Genomic DNA, 24322 nt, shown 5'->3' on the forward strand with positions numbered 1-24322 from the left:
CAAGCATAGGTGAATGAAATGTCAAAAGATGTGTATTTAGATGCCGTAAAGAAGATTGATGATTCACTAAAATCAAACGAAGAGCGCAATTTTGTAGTGCGCAACGTAAGTGTTGTGGATGCTAGAGGAATTGTACCCAAGTCGTGGATTTTGGTTAGTGACGGCGTAATTCTAGAGACTGGCATTTTAGACGAAGACCTTGCTTTAGCTATTAGCACTCGTGGCTTAAGCGCATCTGATTTAAGTGTTGTGGATGGGTGTGGCTGTTTTGCTACGCCAGGGTATATTGATCTGCACGCTCATGGAGCCTGGGAGCATTCGTTTGACGATGGTGCCGAAGGTATTGCTATAGCGCGCGCGTATCACATGCTTCACGGAACAACTAGACAAGTTCTTAGCTTGATTACAAACCCTCTTGACGTAATGCAGCAGAATTTGCGTACTGTTAAGCGTGTTATGCAAACGCGCCCAGATGTGCTTGGGTCGCATTTAGAGGGTCCGTTCTTGGCGTTGTCTCGAAAAGGCGCTCACGACCCTAATTGCCTAGTGGACCCTACTCCCGAGCGCGTTGAAGCGTTGCTTGAGGCGGCAGATGGAACTTTGCGTCAGATTACTTTGGCTCCAGAGCGAGAACACGGTATGGAAGCGGTTAAGCGTTTTGTAGAAGCTGGCGTGATTCCGGCAGTGGGGCATTGCGATGCGGATTATCGAACAGCTCGCGCAGCTTTTAACGCTGGTTCTACGCTTATGACTCACATGTTTAACGCTATGAACGGCATTCATCACCGTAAGCCAGGTCCAATTCCTGCTGCTTTGGAGGATTCACGCGTAACTATTGAGCTTATTAACGATGGTTTCCACGTTGAAAACCCAGTTTTGCGAATGGCTTTTGATGCTGCTCCTAATCGCATTGCGTTTGTAACGGATGCTATGGCTGCAACAGGTTGTGCGGATGGGAATTACAAGCTTGGCGCTCTAGACGTTACTGTTACAGACGGTCACGCAAGGCTTGTTTCTAATGGAGCTATTGCAGGATCTACCCTGATCTTGGAAGTGGCAGTTGAGCGCGCTGTTAAGGAACTTGGCATTGGTTTGTCGGCAGCTATTGCGGCTGCAACTCTTATTCCTGCCCGCGCACTTGGAGTAGATAAGCCGAATGCTATAACTAGCGCTCCTTTGGGCTTAGTTGAAAAGGGGTACGCAGCCGATTTGCTTTTGCTAAATCCAGGAACTTTGGCAGTTGAGCACGTTTGGTGCGACGGTCATAAAATTTCGTAACGTAAAGCGTATCGTTGCGATTAATCGTGATGCTTTAGTACTCAGGCATCACCATTGAAGATGAAAGAACCGCTCTCGTTTAGTTAGGGAGCGGTTCTTTCATTTCATATGCATCAAGTGTGGTGTTCTTTTACTGTGGCAAAGATGTGAGTGTGCTTTTCCTTGCTTACTGTTGTATGAGGGCTGGGTGTTTCTACGTTCGCGCTGTAACGCGCGAACGATACGCTTCATTCGCTGCGAAAAATCTCGAATCTCCACCGCATTTGATGCAGTCAGCGCGAGCGATTTTTCCGCTTTTTGTAGCTCTAAACGGCGTGTCTAACAACAAAAAGCGGAAATAGTTGACGCATTATGCAGCTCGAAATCGTCGATTTGTAAGAGAATGTACGTGCTTTAGTTCTTTTGCAGTCTATTAAGCAAAATAGACTGAATTGGCTCGTAATGGTCGTTTACAGCCTGTCTATATCCATCTGCGTCTCCCGCAATGGCTGTTTTAAGCATAAGCTCGTGCGCTCTAGCGGTTTTTTCAAGCTCGTCCGAAACTTCCAATCCCAATTGTGGCAAAACCGCCATATGCACAAGCCACAAGCATCGCACGAATTGCTCTGCAATCGTATTGTTTACCGCGCGCAAAATACCAGTGTGGAAAGCAATGTCTTGTTCCAAGAACGTTTTTCCAGCATGTGCTTCTTTGGTCATTATTTCAGAAAGCGCCTCCAATTCTGGCTGCTGTGTTCCTTTAAGTGACTCAACCACCTTATCCGCGCATCCAAGGTCTAGGAATTTTCGCATTTCTACAACATCGCTTAAATCTTCAAAATTCTTATTTATTGAGATTAAGGAGCGAAAAGCGAGTGTTTCCACCATTGGGTCAAGCGATAATGAGCCAACAAACATGCCTTTCCCTTGCTTAACTTCCACAATATTAAGCGCTTCCAGCTTGCGAATCGCCTCGCGCACAGATGACCTTGATGCACCAATCAAGTTGCAAAGCATTGGTTCTGTTGGCAGCATATCTTTTGGCTGCAAGCGTTCTCTTAAGATAAGCGACCTGATTGCATCCATTGTTTCATCGCAGCGTTTTCTGGCTGTGATTGGAGCGGAGTTTGAGTTTGAGCTTGCCTGTAAGAAAGATAAACGATCTAGTGTTGTCATCTCGTCGTCTTCATGGCTGCTAAATGTCTCTTCCATGTTGGCTCCTTTCAGTTCGCGTAAGGCTTCCTTCTTCTAAATCTTTCATTTTTTCACTTGTGTTTATTTTATTTTTTATACAATCTAAGTCTGTATTGTTTAAACTTTTTGCATTGCTTTTAAAATCTATTTGTAAATTATCCTGCTTCCAAAGATTGGAATCTATTGCCGTTATATAAATTCCAGTAGTCTCTCTTTCCCACAGTAGTTGCAAAGTTCGTTTATTGCTAGAGCTAAGGCATTGATAAACGTGGTGGAATGGGTTTATGCACACGTTTTTTGCCCATGTTTTTCCGCCGTCGTAGCTAAATCTCACAACTCCGCGACCGCGATAAGGCATCATTTGGCTTGCGTTTGCAAACGCTATACAGTCTGCGTTTTCTGCATTTTCGCTGTTAAAACAGGTTGCGCTCGGCTGGCTGAATATCTCTGGCAAACTTGTGTCAAAAATTAGCTCGCTCCAAGTTTCTCCGCAATCATGACTAATGGCTTTGCCTACACATCCCGAGCGATTTTGATTGCGGAAGAAGGCCAGAATATCGCCATTTTTGCGCTCAACAAACACGGTTTCGGAGCTTGTTGCATCGTCGTCTTGCATTGTTACAGGATCTACGATTTTTCCGTTGATCAATCGCCCTTCGTTAATCATTTTGCCTCGGCTCCATGTTTTGCCGTCGTCGTCCGAAATAAGCGCTCCCGAAGAATAGTGCGATTTGCTTTTGCCGCTGCAATAGAATGGCACGAGTATTCTGCCGTAATGTTTCTCGCTTTGTCTAATAACTATTCCGTTCCCTGGGCATACTCCAGCGAAGCTCATCCATGGCTCCTTAACCATGTGGTCGATTAAGCGTGGCACACTCCATGTTTTGCCGTCGTCGTCCGAGTAGATTTGAGCTATATAACACGTTTTTTCGGCAAATAATGGCTGACTTTCGCTTGCAATTTCTTGCGATTTCCATATGTTCCACGTGGAACTGTCGCAAGTTTGTTTACTGTGCGAGTTATTGCGTAAGTCATTGTGCGAATCGCAATTTTTTATACTTCCGTCTGGGAAAACTAGCCACTTTGTTGCGCATTCTTTTTCGCTAGAATCGCATGGCAATTTTACGGCCGCGCTTCCATCCATTGCCGCCGCGTAGTTGCCACCTAAGCGGTCTATAAGCTTGATTCTTCCGCACGCGTCTACGCCTACAGCGGTTTTGCAATTTGTTAGCCCAATTCCGCTAGGATTAAGGTCTATTAATACGTTAATTCTTTCGCTTTTTCCCGCTGGATCTAAAATGGGGCAGGAGTCGATTGCGCTCGCGCCCAGTTTTCCAAGGTTTTTGCCAGGCATGTTGATTACGGTTTGCAAAGGCTTCCACGTTTTTCCGCCATCTGTGGATCTGCGAATCACAAAGTTTATGTGGTTTGGAGCGTCGTTTGAAACGCTTGTTCGCTGGTCTGCTCCTGCGATTAGCGTTCCCATGCGCGTTTTTACAAGAGACGGTATTCTGTAGCTGCGAGAGCTCGCATATCCCGTATCGAATAATGCGGTTGTTACAAGCGGCTTTACTCTTGATATTCTTTGGATTTGTCCTTCGGTTAGTGCGCTAAAGTAGATTCCGCCTGTTCTAGCTTCGCCCATTAATCGCACTCCGCGCAAGTCTTCGCCTATACTCACTGCGTTTAATTCTGGTATGTTTGCAAACCAGAATTGTCCTATGTTGTGCGACTGGCTGTATCCGTCTACGTAAATGTCGGTTGCTCCGCGATTTGCGCGAATAATCAAGTCGTGCCATTCGCCGTCGTCAACGCTTGCGGCTGCTTCGATTACGCTTTTTACGCACGTTTCGCTGTCGATTAGCGTGATTTTTATGCCTTCTGGTCCTGCGTACACGCTTATTTTTCCGCTAGATTCTAGATTAGTTTTTGTTCCAACAGTTCCAGCAGCAAAAAGCACTCCATGTTGGCCAGGTCCGCGCAATCTAAATTGAATGTGCAAAGTTCCGCTTGAGTTGCAAGATACGCGTTTTATGTCTCTTGCACAAATCGTAGGTCCTGCAAACCATATGTCTGGCTGTGCTTGAGTGGCCGAATTTGCGATTTCTTCTGGATTTGGCAAGTGACTTGAGTAGTAAAAGTCGTAGATTTGCGAAGATTCTGCCTGCGCTGCACACACTTCGGCCGCTTTTCCGCTCACTCTTTGCGGCCCAAGATTCGTTGCGCTCGCAAAGCATTGGTATCCGTCTAAATAGAATCGGCTTCCAAAACTTCCGTACGTTATTGCAAAATCGTGTTCGCGCCCGTCGCATGCGCCTAGCGCATCTTCCATTTGTAGTGCAATTTCTTTCGCACCGTTTGCGTCGGCGCTATCTTCTAAAAGATTTTGTGCACTAAGCAGGGGAGCGTCTTCTTTAATACTTATTTTTATTATTGGAGTTGTGTGCTCTTGTTGTGCAGAAGCTTCCGACTTTTGCGCGGGCTTAATATCTAATAAATCACAATCCGAATTTGCTACAAATTTAAACCCTATTATTCCTTCGTTCTGATTTATTTCCTCGTTTTTATCTTTGCGATTGATTCCCGATTCGTTTTCGCTATATTTTTTGATTTCACTAGATGGTGTAATTTTTATTGTGGCATGGTTGAATCGCGTGTGCTCCGAACCTTTGATATCCGCGATATCTTCAATAAGGCTCGTCGTCTTCGTTGAACGACGTTCCATTTTAGTCCTCCATGACCAGAAAAATTAAAACCACTATGTTTTAACACGTCTGACGTCTTATGACGTTCACTATTCAGTCTATCACACATTTTTAAGCAAACGCGCAACTGTTGTAAGATGATGCTACAAAACAAAAAAGAACGTTGAAAAACCAACGTTCTTAAAGAGTGCGAACGGCGGGACTTGAACCCGCACGAGTATACACTCACTGCCACCTGAAGACAGCGCGTCTACCATTCCGCCACGTTCGCATACAGACCACAAAGCTACCATATTTGCAGCCGTTTAGCAAATATTGACACTTGTGTGTTTATGCAAAACTCGTCAACTTTTCCGCTTTTTGTTGCTCTAATTGCTGTTTTGAGCTACAAAGTGCGTAATCATGTAGTGCGTTTGTATCAAAAAACGTCGAAATTCAGTACAATCGCACTACATGATTACGCAAAGCAAGGTAGAGATTCGAGATTTTTCGCAGCGTATGAAGCGAACCTCAGCATGAAATGGTGATTCGCTGAAGCAGCAAGAAAAATCGAGAATCTCGGTGATTAAGCTATACGCAATTGCTCAAGCATGTAAGAGGGCTGGGTGATTCTTGGTCGAACAGTATAAGAGCGGCAGCCGATACCAAATAATCCAATGATCAACCACTACAAATAAACTTCAACCAAAAAACAAAATCAAAGCCAAAACGGAACAACCGCAACTCTAGACTACACGTAATAGGCGGAGCGTTGTGAGACAAGAATTACCCAGCCCTTGTGCAACGTTAAGTAGGAAATTGCACAACAACAAGTAAGGATTGCGCAACACCAAGCAAATTATCCACGCGAGCCATTCTCATAATAATGGGCTAACGATTCATCTCTGAACTCTTCAAAATATCCGCCGTCAATCGACGCACGAATGTCGTCTAGAAGCTTAACAAAGAATCGCTCGTTGTGAATCGTAGCAAGCGTGTATCCGTTCATCTCTTTAGCGCGCAGCAAATGGCTAACATACATGCGCGAATAATGCGTGCAAGTGTAGCAATCGCATCCAGCTTCAAGCGGTCCCTGATCGTGCTTAAATTCGGCGCGCTTTACGTTGTATCGTCCGTGGCGAGTAAAAATCGCGCCGTTTCGGCCGCATCGCGCAGGGGCAACGCAATCAAACGTATCTCCGCCGTTTTCTACGCAAGCAAAAATGTCGTCAACTGCAGCAATTCCAAGCACGTGGCGAGGGCGATTTTCTGGCATAGCATCGCAGATCCAAGCGCAAGTGTCTCCAATAATGCGCTTTTCAATTGCTCCACCAATTCCGACGCCATCAAAGTCGAGCGAAGCAATCTGCTCTGCCGCGTGCCTACGCAAATCCTCGTAATTCGCTCCCTGAACAACGCCATACAACGCCTGATACGGCTTTCCTAATCGCGCCTCGGTTAATCGCTTGTGTTCGGCAACACAACGCTTAGCCCAGCGGAAAGTGCGCTCAACGGACTCTTCTTGATATCGACGAGTATTCATCAAAGTTGTAAGCTCATCGAAAGCAAACATAATATCCGCGCCAAGCTTGTGTTGAATACCCATCGAGATTTCTGCGCTAAATCGGTGAATTGAGCCGTTTAGAGGGGACTTAAAAGTAACGCCATCCTCGTCAACGAATGCCATACGCTCTTTACCTTCTGCAATAACATCGTCGGACTTCATGCCTGTAACGTCCATTGCAAGAGTTTTCTTAAAACCAGCGCCAAGCGAAAGCACTTGGAATCCGCCAGAATCCGTAAAAGTTGGACCATCCCAGTTCATAAACTTTGCAAGACCGCCAGCTTCGTCTAAAATGTCTTCACCAGGGCGCTCATATAAGTGGAATGCGTTAGAAAGCATGCATTGGCCGCCCAAGTCTTTTATTGACTCTGGCAGCACGGCCTTCATTGCGGCTTGAGTTGCAACAGGCACAAAAGCAGGCGTATGAATATCCCCGTGAGGCGTGCGAATCACGCCTGTACGCCCGTATCTAGCTCCATCTTTTCCCTTGCCGTCCGCCGTATTTTCCAAACGCGTTTTTGTTGTAAACGAGAATTCATTGCGATCTCCAGGCTTACCAGGCTCTGCTCCGCGTGGGTGTTCAATAAGATTAGTCATACCTTTTACTCTATTAGAAGGCATGACGATATGCGCATAAGTTGTGGCATTGTACGCGGAAAAGTCGTCAGCAACCGTTCGTTAAATTTTACGTGTTTATGTATTTTCTATAAAAACCGCTAGCTAATTTTACGGTATTCATACGGTAACTATATGGTATTTATACGGCATTATATGGCTAAATATTCAGGTAATTTTAAGAGCAAAACGTTTAACTCATATTGTAAGAAAATTAAATCTTAGATTTTAACTTACGCTTTATTTGCGTGTAGAAAGATTAAAGCGCGTAAAAATCTCATATTAACTTGTATGAATGCGTGTAATCAGATTAGAGTATGTTGTGTTAAAAGATTTAAGGAGGATTAATGGCTGACGATATTTATGATTCTAAGGCCTATGATTCTAGTGAAGTGCAATCTGAGCAGTCTTCACAAGGACAGTCACAGACGGAGGAGACTAAGCAGACTAGTCAGGGTGAACCTCAGATTTATCGTCCTGCTCCGGAATATGGTGCATATGGTCCTGTTAATACTGGCGACGGAAGTGATGAAAATAATTCTGCAAACTCTTCGGTTGCTGGCGACTCTACTGCTAATGATGGTGAAGAATCGTCAAGAAACACAGTTAACGGAGATTATGCGCGTTCGGATGACAATTTGGATAATCCATTCTTGCCTTATGGTGATCCCTATAGCGGCAATATTAAAAATTCTAGATTTGGGAATCCTTATGATTTGAGTGATGATGCTGCTGATGGCGATGCTGGCGATAATCAGGATGATGCAGTTCATGGCGAAGTACAGGTCGTAAATCAGGGTTCAAATCAGAATCCAAATCAGGGTCCACATGTAGTGTACAAAAAGCGTGGCGCTAGAAAAGAGTCCAGAGAAAACTCAAATATAACAGTGGCGATTGTGTCGTCAATTATTTCTGCAGTGGTATGCGTTGTTGTAATGTCATTCGCTATCACTCAAGGACTAATTTCTATTCCAGGTTCGGGAACGCTTGCAGATGTAGGTACACAATCATCTTCAAAAGGAACAGCAGTAGTAAAAGGTGGTCAATCTCCAGATTGGCGTTCGGTTGCTAAAAACGTTTCTGGCGGAGTTGTGTCTATTCAGGCGCGCAATGACAAGAATATGAGCAAAGGCTCTGGGGCAATAATCGACAAGCAAGGTCATGTTGTTACAAACAATCACGTTATTGCTGGAATGCAACAGCTGCAAGTAACGCTATCTAATGGCCAGATTTACAAGGCAAAGCTTGTTGGAACCGATAAAACTACCGATTTGGCTGTGCTTAAAGTAGACGGTTTACCAAGTAACGTAAAACCAGTTGAGTTTGCTGATTCTGATGCTCTTGCTGTTGGAGAACCTGTGATGGCAATTGGAAATCCTCTTGGTTACGACGATACTGCTACAACAGGCATTGTTTCCGCGCTTAATCGCCCAGTTTCCGTTATGGATGATCAGAGTCGTTCGGAAATCGTAACAAATGCTGTGCAAATTGACGCTGCAATCAATCCTGGTAATTCTGGCGGACCAACTTTTGATGCTGCTGGAAAAGTAATCGGTATTAATTCTTCTATTGCCGCAACTTCTGCTAGAGGCGGCACAGCAGGGTCTATTGGAATTGGATTTGCTATTCCGTCTAATCTTGTTAAGCGCGTAGTAAACGAGATTATTAAGAATGGTTCTGTAAAACACGTTGCTCTTGGAATTATGGTTAAAAGCGTGAACGTAACGCAAAATAACATTACGCGCGGCGGCGCTCAAGTGGCGTCTGTAACTCCTGGCGCTCCTGCAGCAAAAGGTGGAATGCGTGCTGGAGATACAATCGTGGCGTTTAATGGAAAGCCTGTGACAAGCAATTATTCGCTTTTGGGATTTGTGCGTGCTACCGCTTTGGGAGATAAGGCAACAATAACAGTTGTTCGTGGTAACGGAACTGTCAATCTAACAGTCAAGTTTAACCAAGAAGAAGCTGCTGTTAATGGCGCAACTCGTCAAGACCCTCGATCCTTGAGGAAGCGCGGAAGTAAAAAGCCTGATTCTTCCGATAAGAAGAGCCAGAACAACAATGGAGGCGATTCTTCAGATGGAGATGATGATCCTTTGGATCAGCTCCCTCGAGGCGGAGACGACGATTCTGACGATGGTGGCATTTTTGACCCATTCGGTTTCTGGTAAACTGATAGTATGACTTACAAAGATTTTTGCCAACTTGCATCGGAGCGGTTTTCTGCACGCGACTTTTTAAACAAGCCGATTGAGCAAAACGTTTTAGAGTCAATATTGCACACTGCTTCTCTTGCGCCAAGCTGGAGCAACACAAGAGCTTATGCGCTTGCGATTGCGCAAGGTGGCAAAAAAGATTGCATTGTGAAAGCTTATTTAGATAAGTGCAATGCAATGCTTAAAGCCAAAGATAAGAGTTTGAGCGAATCTGAGCGCGCTCAGTTTGCTCAAGAGTCAGCGCCTAATGGCGACGTTCCTGTTGCAAAGCCGTACCCCGACGATTTAAAACAGCGAAGCGCTAAACTCGGTCTAGCGTTATATTCGCATTTAGGAATCGAAAGGCACGATTTTGCAGCCAGGAACGCCCATACGCGCAGAAATTTCGAAGCTTTTGGAGCACCCGTTATTGGCTTTGTTTTAGCTAGACGCGATTTTATGCCATTTGCTGCAATGGATGCAGGTCTTATGCTACAAACGCTGTTTCTTGCTGCTAAAGATTTAGGCGTTGACTCTTGTCCGCTTGGAGTTTTGGCGACCTGGCGAGATCCGCTAGACGCGGAGTTTGACGTTCCAGAAAACATGGAGCTTTTAACTGGATTTGCGCTTGGGTATGCTAGCGATTCGCACACAAACGAGTTTAGAGCAGAGCATCCAAAGATTGAGCTGCTGTAGCGATTGCGAAACAATCGTTTTTGCCTATTTTATGTGTGCTTTGCGCTCGTAAATAGTGGCAGTGCTTTCCCAAACAAGAGCCTTCCAAGACGTTTTAACGTTGGAAACAGCGTGCGCATTGTAATGCGAAATGTTGTAGTTTAAAGCCAAGAAGTAGTACCACGGCTGGCTGGATTCGCTAACAAAAAATTCTGGCTCGCCCTTTGCAGCACAATCCGTCAACTCTTGTGCTTGCTGGATTGCAGTAGGGCTTTCATTCGTTATAAAAGTCTTGTCTTTGTAAGCGCAATCTATAAGATTTTTAGAAAAATAAGGGTTTGCGCCTATTAAAAGCCACGAATATTGGTGAGTGTCGTTTTCTTCGTGAGAAATAACTTTTCCACTTTCGTCAACCTGCTCGTCGTTATGGAGCCAAGATGCTACAAAACGCTTATTTTGCAAGTGATTACTAGATATGTATTGTGCTACAGCTCTAGAAGGCGAATAGTCAAACAGAATGTCGTTTACGCAAGCAAACGCGTTCCAAATTAGGCTTGGTGCAAGGATTATTGATATTAGTAGGTTGATTTTAAAAGCTTTGTTTTTTATAAATCTGAATTTAGTAGGGGCGACTTTAACAAAAATCGCAGGAATATCCTTACTGCTAAGCGGCTCTTTTATGTGACTAATCCAAAGCACACTAAGCAAAAACACAAAGATTAGACCTGCGTGGTGAAGTGTAAAATAGCGAACGGCTACGATTGTAAGAACAAGATAAGGGATTACAAGAACTGTAAGAAGTTTTCTGCGCTTGGTGATTCTAATTGCAAATGCCCAAATCACAAGACTAAAAATCGTGCATATTGTAATCGGCAAAAAGTCAAAAGGCATTCTTCGCATTGAAATATCGCCATAAAAGCTTGTAAACATGCTTTCGGAAGGCATTACGAATATAAAAGCGAAGCATTTTGCAATTGTTGAATTGCCATCAATCGTTGCGCGAGTGGCGAATGCGTTTTTTGCTGGCCATACAAAAGCAAGGTTTGCAATGCCAAAAATGGCGATTAATCCCCAAGATATAAGTCGCGCCAAATTTGATGCGATTGTTGCTTTAATCGCGTGAAGAATGGAGCTAAAATTAAGAGTTTTGCTAATATTCTTGCTAAAAACTCGCCAAATCCAAGCAATTGTAAAGCCTGCAGCAAATGCAATCCCGTACACGCTAAGCAAGCACATAAACATAAGACTAATCGCAAGTTTCCAAGCGCTAGAAGTCTTAGAATCCGCACTATTCCAGTAATGTGCCGCTACTAGCAAGCTTAAGCAAAGCAAAGCGTATGGTCGCGATGTAACACCGTACTGGAAGCAAGCAAAATAAGTAAACGGAATAAGAAAAGTTGCAAGGCTGCTTGCGTGTTTAAAAGGCGACTTAAAAATAAGCCACGCACCCAGTAGGCTTGCGCAAACCAGTTGAATACCCTTAATTCCAAACTCGTATGGAACGCCATTTTTAGCTGCAATCGCAAGTAAAAGATTCCAAAAAGGAGGGTGACCCTCGTAATGCGTTCTAACGCTAATAATGTCTGCAAGCGACGAGTCGCGCGCAATCAGCCAGCTTTGAGCTTCGTCAAACCAAGGTTCGTGGAAACACATTACGATTGCAATAATCGCAATGTATAAAACAAAAGCTAATAATAAAGCCAATGTGCGCGCGTTATGTGAATCTTGTAAATTGCGTGGCTTAAAAATCCGCATTACTGTTAACTCTTAATTCGCAATGCTAATTACTAATTTTGACTCAAAGCGGCAAGCCTACGAGCGTTAGCAACAGCATACAAGCTGATTCCAGCTGCAACGGATGCGTTAAGCGATTCGACAGCGCTAGAAATTGGGATTCCAGCAATAGCATCGCAAGCTTCACGCGTTAGGCGACTCATGCCCTTGCCTTCGCTTCCAAGAACTACAACAAGCGGATCGGTTTCAAAACCAGTTTCGCCAACAAGCTTGTCGCCGCCACCGTCAAGACCAATCGCATACCATCCGCGCTCGCGCAAACCTTGAATCGCCTTGTTTAAATTCACAACGCGAGCAACAGGCAAGTGCGCCGCTGCTCCTGCAGAAACCTTCCAAGCGGCAGCCGTAACAGATGCGCTCCTGCGCTCAGGCAAAATTACACCATTTGCGCCAAAAGCTGCTGCAGAGCGAATAACAGCACCAAGATTTTGCGGATCGGTAACTCCATCTAGTGCTATAAACAATGGGCGCGCGTTAATGCGAGCGGCTGCAGAATCCGCCGCCTCCATAGCGCGAGACTTCTTTTCTGCGCGGTCAACAAGCTCTTGCAGCGAATAATATTGATAAGGCTGCACTTTTAATATAATGCCTTGATGATTGGTGCTGTGAGCAATGCGATCCATTTCCAAGCGATCCGCTTCCAAAAGTCGCAATCCTTGCATGCCAGCAAGCTTAACGATTTCGCGCGTGCGATCGTCATGCTCAATGCGATTTGCAACATAAAGTTGCGTGCTAGGAACGCCTACGCGCAAAGCTTCAAGAGCTGCATTTCGCCCAATTACCAACTCGTCGCTATCTGTGCCCAACTTATCTACTCTGCGTCTAGCTGCCAAACGCGGATCTGCAAACGTGCGCTTAATCGCAGCCTTTTTAGCGAAATAAGCCTTATGATACACGCGGTCCTCTGCTTTAGGAGTAGGTCCCTTGCCGCGCAATGCATTACGATGTTTTCCACCCGACCCCTTGGTCGGTCCTTTTTTCATAGCCATATTCTTATTTTCACATGCCCCCGAGGCATTGACGATGCTTTGGTGCTGCATTAGCGAGGCATTAGTATTTGGCGCTTTATGTGGCATAATAGAACGGTACTTAATTATTGTTATTGCAATAATCCACAACCGCGCAATAATCAAGATTTTGAGTCAACTTTGCGTAAAAATTTTGATTATTGACTACTCCGCGGCGCTCCCAAGGGGGAAAATATGGTTGATCAAAGCGATCAATCCAAAGATCCGTCATTGCAAGACGTGCAAAATGTTGCAAATTCGCTTAATGTAAACGTTTCTACGGGTTTAAGTAGTGATGAGGCGGCTAAAAGGCTCGCGCAATTTGGCCCGAACGTTTTAGCTAGCGCTCCTAAAACACCAGCGTGGAAGAGGTTCCTCGAACAATTTAAAGATCCGCTTGTTTACTTGCTTATAGCGGCTACTATTATTTCCGCAATCGCATGGTTTGTTGAGCGCGCACAACATGGTGGCGAAAGTGGCGGCGAAGTTCTGCCGTTTGACTCAATAGTTATAATCGTGATTCTTATAGCAAACGCAGTTTTGGGCTATATTCAAGAGTCGCGCGCGCAAGAAGCAGTTGAAGCGCTGGCAAAAATGAGCGCTCCGCAAACGTCTGTTCTTAGAGATGGGCGAGTTATGCGCATAGATACGGCGGATGTTGTGCCTGGAGATATTTTGGTTCTCGGCGAAGGCGATGCTGTTTCTGCAGACGCAAGGCTTATTGCAGCCGCTTCTTTGCGCGTTGCGGAAGCAAGCCTTACAGGAGAATCTGTTGCTGTTAGCAAGCGTCCAGAAACTCTAGCTTCGCCAAAATCTTTGGCAGACCGCACAAACATGGTGTTTAATGGCACTGCCGTAACGCAAGGCACTGGTCGCGCAATAGTCACTTCTACTGGCATGAAAACTCAGGTTGGAAAAATCGCAGACATGCTTTCTAGCGCGCAAGAAGAAGCCACTCCTCTCGAGAAGGAGATGGTTCGCGTATCTAAGGTTCTTGGAATCGCAGTGTGTATTATTGCAGCCGTTGTGCTTGCGTCTATGTGGGCGCTTGAAGGATTCCGCACTATTGAAGATGTTATAGATTCTTTGCTTCTTTCCGTTTCTCTTGCTGTTGCTGCTGTTCCAGAAGGCTTGGCTGCTATTTTAACGGTTGTTCTTGCGCTTGGCGTGCAGCGCATGGTAAAGCATCATGCTGTTGTTAAAAAGCTTTCGTCTGTAGAAACGCTTGGCTCCGCATCTGTTATTTGCTCCGACAAAACGGGTACTTTAACTCGAAACGAGATGACTGTTGAGCGTGTTATAACGCCTAGCGGCCAAGTACAGCTTACGGGTAGTGGGTATAAGCCAGAGGGACGAATGGTTTTGCTGGATTCTTTAGATGCGGATTTGGCGGTTCCTCCAGCTCTAGCAACAGAGGTGATTGGCGCGCTCGGATCTGGGTATTTAGCAAACGATGGCGATTTGCACCATAATGAATCGTCTGACGCATGGCAGCCAGTTGGCGATCCTACCGAGGTTTCGCTTATTGTTGCGGCGCGCAAAACCAAGGCGGACAAGCGTTACGCGCATCTTAGTCGCGTTGCGGAAGTGCCGTTTACTTCTGAGCGCAAACGCATGTCTGTTGTTGTTAAAGACGATTCGGATTCTGGGAATCTTATTGTTTGCGCTAAAGGCGCTCCAGATGTTTTGCTTTCTTATTGCACGCGAATCGCAGTTGCTGGCGCTGTTCGTCATCTTACAGACGGAGATCGCGAAGAGATTCTTGCAAACGTGGAAAAGCTCTCTGGCGAAGCGTATCGCACTCTTGCAATGGCGTATAGGCCGCTTGGCGTAGATAGTTTAGCTAAAGTTGACGGCATGGTTTCTAACGCTGCCGGCCAAATCGCAGATGTTGCTGAACAAAGTGATGTTTTGGAGTCTGATTTGATTTGGAACGGCATGGTTGCGATTATTGATCCTCCTAGAATCGAAGTTCGAGATAGCGTTGCTCAAGCGCATCGTGCTGGAATCCGAACTGTTATGATTACTGGCGATCATCCGCTTACCGCTGCTCGAATCGCTCGCGACCTTGGCGTTATTGGAAAAGATGAGCATGCTCTTACAGGCGATGAGCTTGACGAGTTGCTTTCTAGAGACGATGACAATATTGCTTTCGACGATGCGATTAGCAAAGTGAGCGTGTACGCGCGCGTTGCTCCAGAACACAAGCTTGCGATTGTTTCCTCGCTTCAAAGGCAGGGCAATATTGTTGCTATGACTGGTGACGGCGTAAACGATGCTCCTGCCGTAAAGTCGGCAGATATTGGCGTTGCAATGGGCATTACGGGTACGGAAGTCACTAAAGAATCTGCCAAGATGATTTTGGCTGACGATAACTTCTCTACAATTGTTGCAGCAGTGCGCGAAGGTCGCGGAATTTTCGACAATATTCGTAAATTCTTGAGATATTTGCTTAGTTCCAATGTTGGCGAAGTGTTCACTGTGTTTGGTGGTGTAGTGTTTGCTGGCGCTTTGGGAATTACGCAGCCAAACTCTGTTGGCGTGACTTTACCTCTTCTTGCAACGCAGCTTTTGTGGATTAATTTGCTTACGGACGCTGCTCCTGCGCTCGCAATGGGTGTTGATCCGCAAACGGATGATGTTATGAATAGGCGTCCGCGAAGGCTTACGGATAGCGTTATTGATAAGCCAATGTGGGGAGACATTGTGTTTATTGGTGTGATTATGGCAGCTATAACGCTGATTGGCATGGACATGCATTTGGCTGGCGGATTGTTTACAGACCGCTCCACAACTGTTTTAACTCATGCTTCTCAAATGACTCACGCGCGCACAATGGGCTTCACTATTCTTGTGTTTGCTCAAATGCTTAATGCTCTTGCATCTCGCTCGCATTTGCAAAGCGTGTTTGTTGGCTTGTTCGCAAATCGTTGGCTTTGGGGTGCAATCGCAGTTTCCGTAGTGTTGCAGCTTGCTGTAATTTATATACCATTCCTTAATGGCCCGTTTGGCACAGTTCCGCTCGACTTTATGGAGTGGGTGGAGTGCCTTGGGCTTTCAATGGTTGTGCTTATTGCTTCGGAGTTAAGAAAGTGCGTTTTGCGATTTATTGCTAAGCGCAAAGCTGCATCTTCTGTTGCAATTTCTGCCTAATATTTTCGACCGCGGCACGCGCTACACTTGGCATATTAGTGTATTTAAGTGTTTGTTTTATGAAGTTTTATCGCAAGGAGATTTGACGTTATGCTGTTGTCTGATCGCGACATCCTCAAAGCTCATGACGAGGGTCATATTGATTTGACCCCATGGACCCCAGAAATGGTACAGCCTGCGTCGATTGATGTGCGGCTCGACCGATTCTTCCGATTGTTTAATAATCACGCTTACACCTACGTGGATCCTGCAGAAAATCAGGGGGAGTTGACTGAGCAGTTTGCGGTTGCCCCTGATGAACCTTGGATTTTGCATCCTGGCGAGTTTGCGCTTGGATCCACTTGGGAGTATGTGAAGTTGGATTCCACAATTGCGGCGCGCTTAGAAGGTAAAAGCTCTCTTGGTCGTCTTGGAATTTTAACTCATTCCACAGCTGGGTTTATTGACCCAGGTTTTGAAGGCCACATTACTTTGGAGCTTTCAAATGTTAGCACTCTGCCAGTTAAATTGTGGCCAGGTATGAAGATTGGTCAAATGTGCTTCTTCAAGCTGAGTTCTCCTTGCGAAAATCCTTACGGGTCTTCTGTTAATGGATCTCACTATCAAGGTCAGCGTGGTCCAACACCATCTAGGTCTTATGAGAACTTCTATCGCGCAAATTTGGAAGATTAAATTTATAAGATTATAAGATTAGAGTTGAAAATCTAGATTTGAAAGTCTAAATTTGTAAGATTAGCAACGAATATCAAGAAAAATCAGGGGAAAAGTAGTAAACTTTCAGGAACTTATCAGCTAACGTACTAGCAGCACTAAGGATTATGTGTTTTCATAATATTAGTGAAAAACTTAAAAAGTAATTCACGAAAGCTTATTCATATTTTTTCCTTTAATTTAAACCCCGACTTAAACGGTCGGGGTTAAATTTTTATGTAGCGTTTATGCGTTTAGCGCAGTGTTCGGATTACAAGGGTTATAAATGCCAAAGCTGTGCCGTATGCTGTAGATATGACTAATCATAACGGTGTGATCTCAGATGAGTTCGACAACGGCGAGTTTGACAATAACGACAATAATGGCGATTTTGGCAGTGAGGATTCTGCTGCAAGCGCTTCAAATGGTCTACATGCTGGTCGCGAATCTAGTGTTGTTCCAGGCAGATTCGGCGAAGATTTACATGTAAACGCTGCTAAGTATTCTCGCGGAGAAGCGTCGGCTTACGCTACAAGACCTCTTCTTTTGCTTCTGCACGGGTGGGGTTCCAATGAGGATGATTTGCTTGATTTGCTGCGCGTTGTTGCCCCTTATAATGATGCGATTTCTTTGCGCGCTCCGCTTCGATTAGATCAAGGCGCTTACAGCTGGTTCCATGATGCTGTTCCTCAGGGAGATGACTTAGATCGAGATATGTATGCTGCAGCTGCTGCAATTGACGAGTGGGTTGCTGCGAACGTTCCTGAAGATCGCGCTGTTGTGCCATTTGGTTTTTCGCAGGGTGCGGCGCTTGCTGTTCATATTCTCAGGCTTAACCCTGAACGTTATCGTGCAGCCGTTGCGCTTTCTGGCTTTGTAGCTCCTAATATTGCCAAGGATATTTCTCTTAATGATGATGTTCTTGCAGATCTTAATACGCCTGTTTTCTTTGGTTATGGTTTGGATGATGCTGTTATTCCTCCTTACGAGTTTTCGGCGGCTGCAGCCTGGCTTGAGGAACATACGTGGTTGGAAGAGAAGCGTTACCGCGGACTTGACCATGCCGTTCATATGGAAGAACTTGGCGATATTCGCTCTTGGTTTGCTTTGCACAATATTTCTTCGGGGTTAATGTGACTTTGTGCGCGCGCGAATATGTTCCGCTAATGCAAGAGGCATTGCGACTTGCGCAAGTTGCTTCCGATTGTGGAGAGGTTCCAGTTGGCGCTGTTGTTGTAGATGGTTCTGGTGTGATTATTGGCCGCGGCTCTAATCTTCGTGAGCGAGACTCTGACCCTCTTTCTCACGCAGAAGTTCTTGCGATTAAGCAAGCAGCAGAGAGTAAAAAGTCTTGGAATCTTAGTGATTGCACGCTTGTTGTTACTTTAGAACCTTGTCCTATGTGCGCTGGTGCGATTTTACAAACACATATAAAGCGTGTTGTTTTTGGCGCATGGGATTCAAAACTTGGCGCATGTGGATCTGTTTGGGATATTCTGCGAGATCCTCATGTTGGCTCGCATCCGCAAGTTTTTGGTTCTGTTTGTGAATCGGAGTGTGTTCAGATTCTAAGCGATTTTTTTAAGAATTGCAGGTAGGTTTGATTTACTCAAGTCTTTTCTAGCTTTGTTTAGCCTTGTTCAATATAGTCTAGTTTTGTCTTCTTTTATTGTGTCTTATTTAATCTTATCTACTCGTATTTTTAAATTATTTTATTTTACTAATAATTATTTTAATAATATAAATTTCTTAATATTTTTATCTTGCAATTGCGCTTTTTAAATGTTATAGTTGCGGTAACGTTACCGCACAAGGTTTGCTACGGAAGCGAGAAGAGTGTGAAAACGTTATCTCATAGGTGACTTTGGTCAGCGCTGATGAAGCTACTTAGTGAGATTGAGGTTAGTAAAAACATCATATGCATAGATGCATAGTGTGATTCTCTCAAAAGAGAGGAGTATATGAAAAAACGTAATTTAGAATATAGAATACAAGAGAAAATCAGAGCATATAAATTGCAATGTAAATAATCTTAAATGCTGTACTTGTATAGTTTTGTATAGTGTTACCGATGGGAGGTGCTATGACGTATATTACGATTCGCGATGTTGCACAACATGCTGGAATATCAGTGTCAACTGTGTCTCGTGCATTAAACAACACGGGTCGTATATCGGCAAACACCAAGGCAAAAGTTGAGCGTGCGGTTGCTCAATTAGGTTATATCCCAGATTCGCGCGCGCAAGCAATGCGATCGTTACGCACAAAAACAGTAGGACTGCTTGTGCCAGACATTCGTAACGCATATTTTGCCGAACTCGCTTACACTGTTCAAGACTCATTGTTTGAGGCAGGCTATTGTGCATTTATAGGAACATCATCTGAAAGTGCATCTCGTCAAGATTCATTTATAACCAGTATTCTTTCGCAACGTATTGATGGGGCGATTATAGTTCCTCAAGGTGAAGTTACTGAAGCTATGAGAAAGCTGATTGAGCAGCGACTCCCTATGCTGTTTATGGATCGCCACGTAGAACCGCAAGCTGGCGGCTTAGAACACGTACCAGTAGTTGATTCAGACCCAACAAAGGGCATTCGTGATGCGCTGTTAGATGTTCTGCAACATGGTTTTCACTCAGTTGGCTATATTTCTGGCCCAATTATTGCTTCGCCCTCGTTGCAAGAACGTGAGCAAGCATTTAGAACCGTGGCTTCAGAGATATTTGGCGAAGAGCATGTATTCGTAGAATCAACAGGATTTGACCAGTCGTCGTGTGCAAGCGTAATGCATCGCATGATTAATGTTGGAGTGAAAGCTCTTATTATTGGCTATTCGCCAGATGCGTTGCGAGTAATGCAAGTGATGGCTCAAGAAGGATTAGTAATAGGCAAAGATATATCATTGATTTCTTTCGATGATGTAGAAGTGTTTCGCCTAGCAACTCCACGTATTTCTGTGATTTCACAGCAAGTTCAACGTATTGGCCACATAAGTGCTGCACTGTTTTTAGATATGCTTGAGAATAATGGTGACGTTAAATCGCAGCGTGTAGAAACTGTGTATATCCCTCGCGAATCGCTAGGGCGAGCATAGATTCGTAAAAAGCTGCAAAATATCGTCATTCTTTAATGGTTTATCTATCAGTATTTCAACTGATTATTGCACTGTAACTTTGTTGTACGTGTATTAATTGTTTGAGTGAACATTGTTCGTACTCTGTACTTTGCACATTGTACTTAATGTTTTATTCGCAATTCGCAAGTCAATATAAACGTAACTAAACAAACAATAACTTGACGTAATCAATGGTAATTTCGCGAGCGCATTGATGCTATAGCGAAGGAAGAGGCTAAACATGACGGAGCTGTCATTAGTAGGAGTATCGAAAATATTCGGTAATTCTACTGTAGTTGACAATGTGTCAGTAAAAGTAAAGCCAGGTGAAGTTCATGTTCTACTTGGTGAAAATGGTGCTGGCAAGTCAACTGTTATTAAAATGATGAGTGGCATTTATCAGCCAGATAAAGGTCATATTGAGATTAACGGTAAAACGGTGCGTATTCCTAATGTAGATGCTGCGCGCAAATTAGGTATTGCTGTAATACACCAAGAGTTAAATTTAGTGCCTGAACTTTCTATTATGGAAAATCTGTTTCTTGGCATGCTACCAACCAAAGCTGGTTTTGTTGATCGTGCAACTATGCGATCTAAAGCAAAAGAGGCATTGCAAGTTATTGGCTTAGAAGAAGATGTAGATAGGCCAATGGGAGAGCTTGGAGTGGCTCGTCAACAAATGGTAGAAATTGCTAAAGCGCTTATGCAACATGCATCTATTCTTATTCTTGACGAACCGACAGCAGCACTTACAAAACGTGAGTGTGAACAATTATTCAGCATTATTGCAGATTTGAAATCTAAAAATGTTGGAATGGTATTTATTTCTCACCATTTGGATGAGATTGCGCGAGTTGGAGATGTAGTAACCGTACTTCGAGATGGAAAATACGTTGACACTGTTAGTGCAGATGTTCCAGAAAAAGAACTTGTAAGGTTAATGGTTGGACGCGATATAACTAATCAGTTCCCGCATGGGAATAGGCATCAAGGCAAGGAACTGCTAAAAGTAGAAGGATTAACGCGAAAAGGTGCTATTGAGGATGTGTCTTTTAGCGTTCATGCTGGAGAAGTCGTTGGACTTGCAGGCTTGGTTGGTGCTGGTAGGACTGAGGTTCTTCGTGCAATATTTGGAGCGGATACTTACGATTCGGGATCTGTTTCAGTAGACGGAAAAGCGATTCCTAAAGCAAATATTGCTGGCAGCATTGCTGCAGGTCTTGGATTAGTGCCAGAAGATCGTCGCGTGCAAGGTCTTATTTTGGAGGCATCTGTTGCAGATAATCTTGGAATCTCTACGTTAATTCCTACATCTCATGCTGGTTTTGCAGATTTGAAAGGTCAGCGTGCGCATGAAGAAGAAACTGCAGAGAAATTGCGTATTCGCATGGCAAATATTGATCAGCTTGCTGGTTCGCTTTCTGGTGGAAATCAACAGAAAATCGTATTTGGCAAGTGGTCTATGGCAAACGTAAAAGTGCTGCTTTTGGATGAGCCTACTCGTGGCGTTGATGTTGGCGCTCGCGTTGAAATCTATGAGCTTATTAACAATATCGTTGAAAACGGTGGAGCAGTACTTATGGCTTCGTCAGATTTACCTGAAGTTCTAGGAATGTCTGATCGTATTTTCGTAATGTCAAACGGCAAGATCAGTGGAGAGCTTGCTGCAAGCGAAGCTACGCAGGAAAAGGTTATGGAACTTGCCGTAACGCATCTTAGTGAATCAGATAAATAGGAATAAATAGCAATAAATAACAATAAACAACATGGCGTGAAGTCATATTGAAAAATTAAAAATTGAAAGATTACTTGTAAAACGTAAAACTTGCGTTCTGCAGTTTGAAAAGCGCAAATAGGTGCTGTGAACTGTTGGAAACTCGTTAAAGGAGTATTTGTTATGAGTGCTACAAAGAGCGAAAAATCTCACCGTTTAGGGTATGGTGCAGACGACAAAGGCTTTTTGCCAACGTTAAAAAAATTTGCATCTCGTAATGGTGCACTTATTGGTTTGATTATTTTGTGTGCAGCGCTTTCTTGCGCTACGCCTGCATTTTTAACAAGTGTAAATATTCTCAACGTTGGAATTCAAGCGGCTACGGTAGCAATTTTGGCATTTGGTCAAACTTTCGTAATCGTTTCAGCTGGAATTGATTTGTCGGTTGGTGCAGTTGCTGCAATTTCTAGCATGCTTGTTGCTTACACCGGCGCTTCTATGGGCTTGCCTCCAATATTGACTATTATTATTGGCATTGCTACAGGCGCAGTTTTTGGCTTAATTTCTGGCGTTGCTAATGCTTTTCTTAAGCTGCCGTCGTTTATTGCCACGTTGGCAATGATGTCTGTGGCTCGTGGACTTACGCTGGTTGTTTCGGATGGTCGTCCTATTTCCACTTCGGGCATGGTGAATTTCTTCGGAGCAACAATATGCGGAATACCTATGCCAATAGTGATGATGATTATTATGGGCGTTATTTCCGCAATAATCTTGAACTTCACTACTACAGGTCGTTCAATGTATGCTGTTGGCGGAAATATGGAAGCATCTCGTCTTTCTGGCATAAACATTCATAAAACTCAAATTATGGTGTTTATTCTTTCTGGCGTTTTTGCTGCTGTAGCTGGTTTAGTGATTGCAGGGCGTTTGCATTCTGCTCAGCCTCAAGCAGCTACCGGTTACGAGATGGATGCTATAGCGTCTGTGGTTATTGGTGGCGCATCGCTTTCTGGAGGCAAAGGTAAGATTTCAGGCACATTCGTAGGCGCAATACTTTTGGCTGTTATTCGTAATGGCTTGAACATTTTGAACGTTTCTTCCTTCTGGCAGCAAGTTGTTATTGGCTTGGTGATTGCGTTTGCTGTAAGCCTCGATACTTTGCGACGCAAGGAAGATACTCACTGAAATAAGGCATACTAAGCAATTAATAGACATATTAATAATCCGTAGAAACTTGATCTCCTTGCTTAGAAGGGGGGTGTTTATAAAGGTATTGACTTAATGGTGGCAAGCATCAATGCCTAAATGCAGCAAAAATATAATAAGAAATCTAACAAAAATCTAATAAAAATAATTTAAATTATAACTGAAAACAATTTAACAATATGGTAAATAAATGGCAAAAACATCAGCCTTATTTATGCAAATAATGTTTTAAATATTGTGATTTGCGATTAATAAGGCAATAGTCAAAGGAGATATGATGAATTATCTAGTTATGCGCCGTGGTATGAAGCTCGCTTGTGCTGTTGCAGCAGCATCGGCTCTTGTTTTCAGCATGAGTGCGTGTGGAAATGCAAGCTCTAACGACAAGGTTGCGCTGTTAGTGTCTACGCTAAATAATCCATTCTTTGTGGATTTGCGTGATGGTGCGCAAGCGGAAGCCAAGAAGCTGGGAGTTGATTTACAGGTTTCAGATGCTCAGAACGATTCTTCTAAGCAGCAAGATCAAGCTCAAAACGCGCAATCTCAAGGTGCTAAAGCAGTAATTATAAATCCTGTGGATTCCGATGCTGCTGGCCCAGCCGTTGCGCCACTTCTTAGCTCTGGTATGCCTGTGATTTCTGTGGATCGTTCCGTAACTGGCGAAAAAGTTACTTCTCACATTGCCTCCGATAACGTGGCAGGAGGTGCTCAAGCTGCCGATGCGCTCGCTAAGAGCATGGGAGAAAAGGGCGAAGTTCTAATTTTGCAAGGCATCCCAGGTGCTGCTTCTACGCGAGATCGTGGCAAAGGTTTTAAAGATCGCATTAAGAAGTATCCAAATATTAAGGTTGTTGCGGAGCAGACTGCTAACTTTGATCGTGCTGAGGCGTTGAACGTTGCAACCAACTTGTTGCAATCTCATCCGAACGCAGCTGGCATTTACGCCGAGAATGACGAGATGGCATTAGGTGCAATCCAATCATTAGGTGCTAAAGCTGGTAAAGATGTTAAAGTAGTTGGCTTCGATGGTACTGCCGATGGCATGAAGGCTATTAAGGCTGGAACAATGGCTGGCACTATTGCTCAGCAACCAAAGGAGCTTGGGCGTTCTGCCGTTGCTGCAGCTGTAAAAGCTATTAAGAAGCAAACTGTTCCAAAGACTGAGCCAATTACTGTGAAAACAGTTACAGCAAAGAATGTAGCCGATTTCGAGTAATAGTAAATCAAGTAGTACAAAAAAGTAGTAAACCAAATAGTGTGAAAAGTGTACAAAAAGTAGTACAACATTTATATGGCGTTGAAATCGTTGACTTGTATGCTAAGCGTAACAATTAATACGATTTTATTGCATATGCAACGTGTATGTTGTCATCGTTTTCAACGCCGCACTATTTGTTGTTTTTAATATCACATTATTTTGGATGCATTATTTGTAAATATATAAAAAGTAAATATTTAA

General features: G+C 44.0%; 16 protein-coding genes and 1 tRNA gene. 11 read left to right on the forward strand and 6 right to left on the reverse strand.

What is annotated here, in order from left to right; genetic code table 11:
- Nucleotides 1–18: 18 nt before the first annotated feature.
- On the forward strand, nt 19–1278 hold the full coding sequence (gene nagA / locus P0106_RS06240) for an N-acetylglucosamine-6-phosphate deacetylase (RefSeq protein WP_473730572.1): 1260 nt from the start codon (nt 19–21) through the stop codon (nt 1276–1278).
- Between the two features lie 393 nt (nt 1279–1671).
- Here nagA and P0106_RS06245 read toward each other — a convergent pair whose 3' ends face one another.
- From P0106_RS06245 to tgt, 4 genes are all read right to left on the reverse strand, one after another.
- Complete coding sequence (locus P0106_RS06245; RefSeq protein ID WP_004116536.1) at nt 1672–2469, reverse strand: FadR/GntR family transcriptional regulator; 798 nt, start codon at nt 2467–2469, stop codon at nt 1672–1674.
- Nucleotides 2453–5176 (reverse strand): sialidase family protein, encoded by a 2724-nt coding sequence (locus tag P0106_RS06250; protein ID WP_410309210.1) that lies wholly within the window; start codon nt 5174–5176, stop codon nt 2453–2455. The genes P0106_RS06245 and P0106_RS06250 overlap by 17 nt, the downstream gene beginning before the upstream one ends.
- Nucleotides 5177–5344: 168 nt before the next feature.
- Nucleotides 5345–5427 (reverse strand) — tRNA-Leu (locus tag P0106_RS06255).
- A 567-nt stretch (nt 5428–5994) separates the two neighbouring features.
- A complete protein-coding gene (gene tgt / locus P0106_RS06260; protein ID WP_174142988.1) occupies nt 5995–7320 on the reverse strand; it encodes a tRNA guanosine(34) transglycosylase Tgt in 1326 nt (441 codons plus the stop codon).
- 341 nt (nt 7321–7661) lie between these two features.
- On the opposite strand from tgt, the gene P0106_RS06265 reads away from it, so the two are divergent.
- Nucleotides 7662–9485: a S1C family serine protease gene (locus tag P0106_RS06265; protein ID WP_048730924.1), complete on the forward strand. Its 1824-nt coding sequence runs from the start codon at nt 7662–7664 to the stop codon at nt 9483–9485.
- A gap of 9 nt (nt 9486–9494) precedes the next feature.
- Nucleotides 9495–10205: a nitroreductase family protein gene (locus P0106_RS06270; RefSeq protein WP_009994509.1), complete on the forward strand. Its 711-nt coding sequence runs from the start codon at nt 9495–9497 to the stop codon at nt 10203–10205.
- A gap of 24 nt (nt 10206–10229) precedes the next feature.
- Here P0106_RS06270 and P0106_RS06275 read toward each other — a convergent pair whose 3' ends face one another.
- Nucleotides 10230–11939, reverse strand: a complete 1710-nt coding sequence (locus P0106_RS06275) for an ABC transporter ATP-binding protein (RefSeq protein WP_174190971.1) — start codon at nt 11937–11939, stop codon at nt 10230–10232.
- Between the two features lie 32 nt (nt 11940–11971).
- A complete protein-coding gene (gene rlmB / locus P0106_RS06280; protein WP_019261477.1) occupies nt 11972–12967 on the reverse strand; it encodes a 23S rRNA (guanosine(2251)-2'-O)-methyltransferase RlmB in 996 nt (331 codons plus the stop codon).
- Between the two features lie 213 nt (nt 12968–13180).
- On the opposite strand from rlmB, the gene P0106_RS06285 reads away from it, so the two are divergent.
- From P0106_RS06285 to P0106_RS06320, 8 genes are all read left to right on the forward strand, one after another.
- Nucleotides 13181–16138, forward strand: coding sequence for a cation-translocating P-type ATPase (locus P0106_RS06285; protein WP_473730573.1), 2958 nt, complete (start codon nt 13181–13183; stop codon nt 16136–16138).
- A 90-nt stretch (nt 16139–16228) separates the two neighbouring features.
- Nucleotides 16229–16810: a dCTP deaminase gene (gene dcd / locus P0106_RS06290; protein WP_004113895.1), complete on the forward strand. Its 582-nt coding sequence runs from the start codon at nt 16229–16231 to the stop codon at nt 16808–16810.
- A 333-nt stretch (nt 16811–17143) separates the two neighbouring features.
- The gene (locus tag P0106_RS06295) at nt 17144–17965 is read left to right on the forward strand and encodes an alpha/beta hydrolase (RefSeq protein WP_020759756.1); all 822 of its coding nucleotides are present in this window, start codon (nt 17144–17146) and stop codon (nt 17963–17965) included.
- A gap of 29 nt (nt 17966–17994) precedes the next feature.
- Nucleotides 17995–18426, forward strand: coding sequence for a nucleoside deaminase (locus P0106_RS06300; protein ID WP_042711297.1), 432 nt, complete (start codon nt 17995–17997; stop codon nt 18424–18426).
- A 485-nt stretch (nt 18427–18911) separates the two neighbouring features.
- On the forward strand, nt 18912–19922 hold the full coding sequence (locus P0106_RS06305) for a LacI family DNA-binding transcriptional regulator (RefSeq protein WP_004113891.1): 1011 nt from the start codon (nt 18912–18914) through the stop codon (nt 19920–19922).
- 262 nt (nt 19923–20184) lie between these two features.
- On the forward strand, nt 20185–21678 hold the full coding sequence (locus tag P0106_RS06310) for a sugar ABC transporter ATP-binding protein (protein ID WP_473730574.1): 1494 nt from the start codon (nt 20185–20187) through the stop codon (nt 21676–21678).
- A gap of 162 nt (nt 21679–21840) precedes the next feature.
- Nucleotides 21841–22842 (forward strand): ABC transporter permease, encoded by a 1002-nt coding sequence (locus tag P0106_RS06315; protein WP_004116562.1) that lies wholly within the window; start codon nt 21841–21843, stop codon nt 22840–22842.
- Nucleotides 22843–23140: 298 nt separating this feature from the next.
- A complete protein-coding gene (locus P0106_RS06320) occupies nt 23141–24079 on the forward strand; it encodes a D-ribose ABC transporter substrate-binding protein (RefSeq protein WP_019261473.1) in 939 nt (312 codons plus the stop codon).
- Nucleotides 24080–24322: the final 243 nt, after the last annotated feature.

The sequence above is a fragment of the Gardnerella sp. c11Ua_71 genome (assembly GCF_055818025.1).

What these genes read in the sequence shown, in the direction of transcription:
- nagA (WP_473730572.1), top strand. Translation starts at nt 19, where the DNA reads ATGTCAAAAGATGTGTATTTAGATGCCGTAAAGAAGATTGATGATTCA.
- P0106_RS06245 (WP_004116536.1), bottom strand. Translation starts at nt 2,469, where the DNA reads ATGGAAGAGACATTTAGCAGCCATGAAGACGACGAGATGACAACACTA.
- P0106_RS06250 (WP_410309210.1), bottom strand. Translation starts at nt 5,176, where the DNA reads ATGGAACGTCGTTCAACGAAGACGACGAGCCTTATTGAAGATATCGCG.
- tgt (WP_174142988.1), bottom strand. Translation starts at nt 7,320, where the DNA reads ATGCCTTCTAATAGAGTAAAAGGTATGACTAATCTTATTGAACACCCA.
- P0106_RS06265 (WP_048730924.1), top strand. Translation starts at nt 7,662, where the DNA reads ATGGCTGACGATATTTATGATTCTAAGGCCTATGATTCTAGTGAAGTG.
- P0106_RS06270 (WP_009994509.1), top strand. Translation starts at nt 9,495, where the DNA reads ATGACTTACAAAGATTTTTGCCAACTTGCATCGGAGCGGTTTTCTGCA.
- P0106_RS06275 (WP_174190971.1), bottom strand. Translation starts at nt 11,939, where the DNA reads ATGCGGATTTTTAAGCCACGCAATTTACAAGATTCACATAACGCGCGC.
- rlmB (WP_019261477.1), bottom strand. Translation starts at nt 12,967, where the DNA reads ATGGCTATGAAAAAAGGACCGACCAAGGGGTCGGGTGGAAAACATCGT.
- P0106_RS06285 (WP_473730573.1), top strand. Translation starts at nt 13,181, where the DNA reads ATGGTTGATCAAAGCGATCAATCCAAAGATCCGTCATTGCAAGACGTG.
- dcd (WP_004113895.1), top strand. Translation starts at nt 16,229, where the DNA reads ATGCTGTTGTCTGATCGCGACATCCTCAAAGCTCATGACGAGGGTCAT.
- P0106_RS06295 (WP_020759756.1), top strand. Translation starts at nt 17,144, where the DNA reads ATGACTAATCATAACGGTGTGATCTCAGATGAGTTCGACAACGGCGAG.
- P0106_RS06300 (WP_042711297.1), top strand. Translation starts at nt 17,995, where the DNA reads ATGCAAGAGGCATTGCGACTTGCGCAAGTTGCTTCCGATTGTGGAGAG.
- P0106_RS06305 (WP_004113891.1), top strand. Translation starts at nt 18,912, where the DNA reads ATGACGTATATTACGATTCGCGATGTTGCACAACATGCTGGAATATCA.
- P0106_RS06310 (WP_473730574.1), top strand. Translation starts at nt 20,185, where the DNA reads ATGACGGAGCTGTCATTAGTAGGAGTATCGAAAATATTCGGTAATTCT.
- P0106_RS06315 (WP_004116562.1), top strand. Translation starts at nt 21,841, where the DNA reads ATGAGTGCTACAAAGAGCGAAAAATCTCACCGTTTAGGGTATGGTGCA.
- P0106_RS06320 (WP_019261473.1), top strand. Translation starts at nt 23,141, where the DNA reads ATGAATTATCTAGTTATGCGCCGTGGTATGAAGCTCGCTTGTGCTGTT.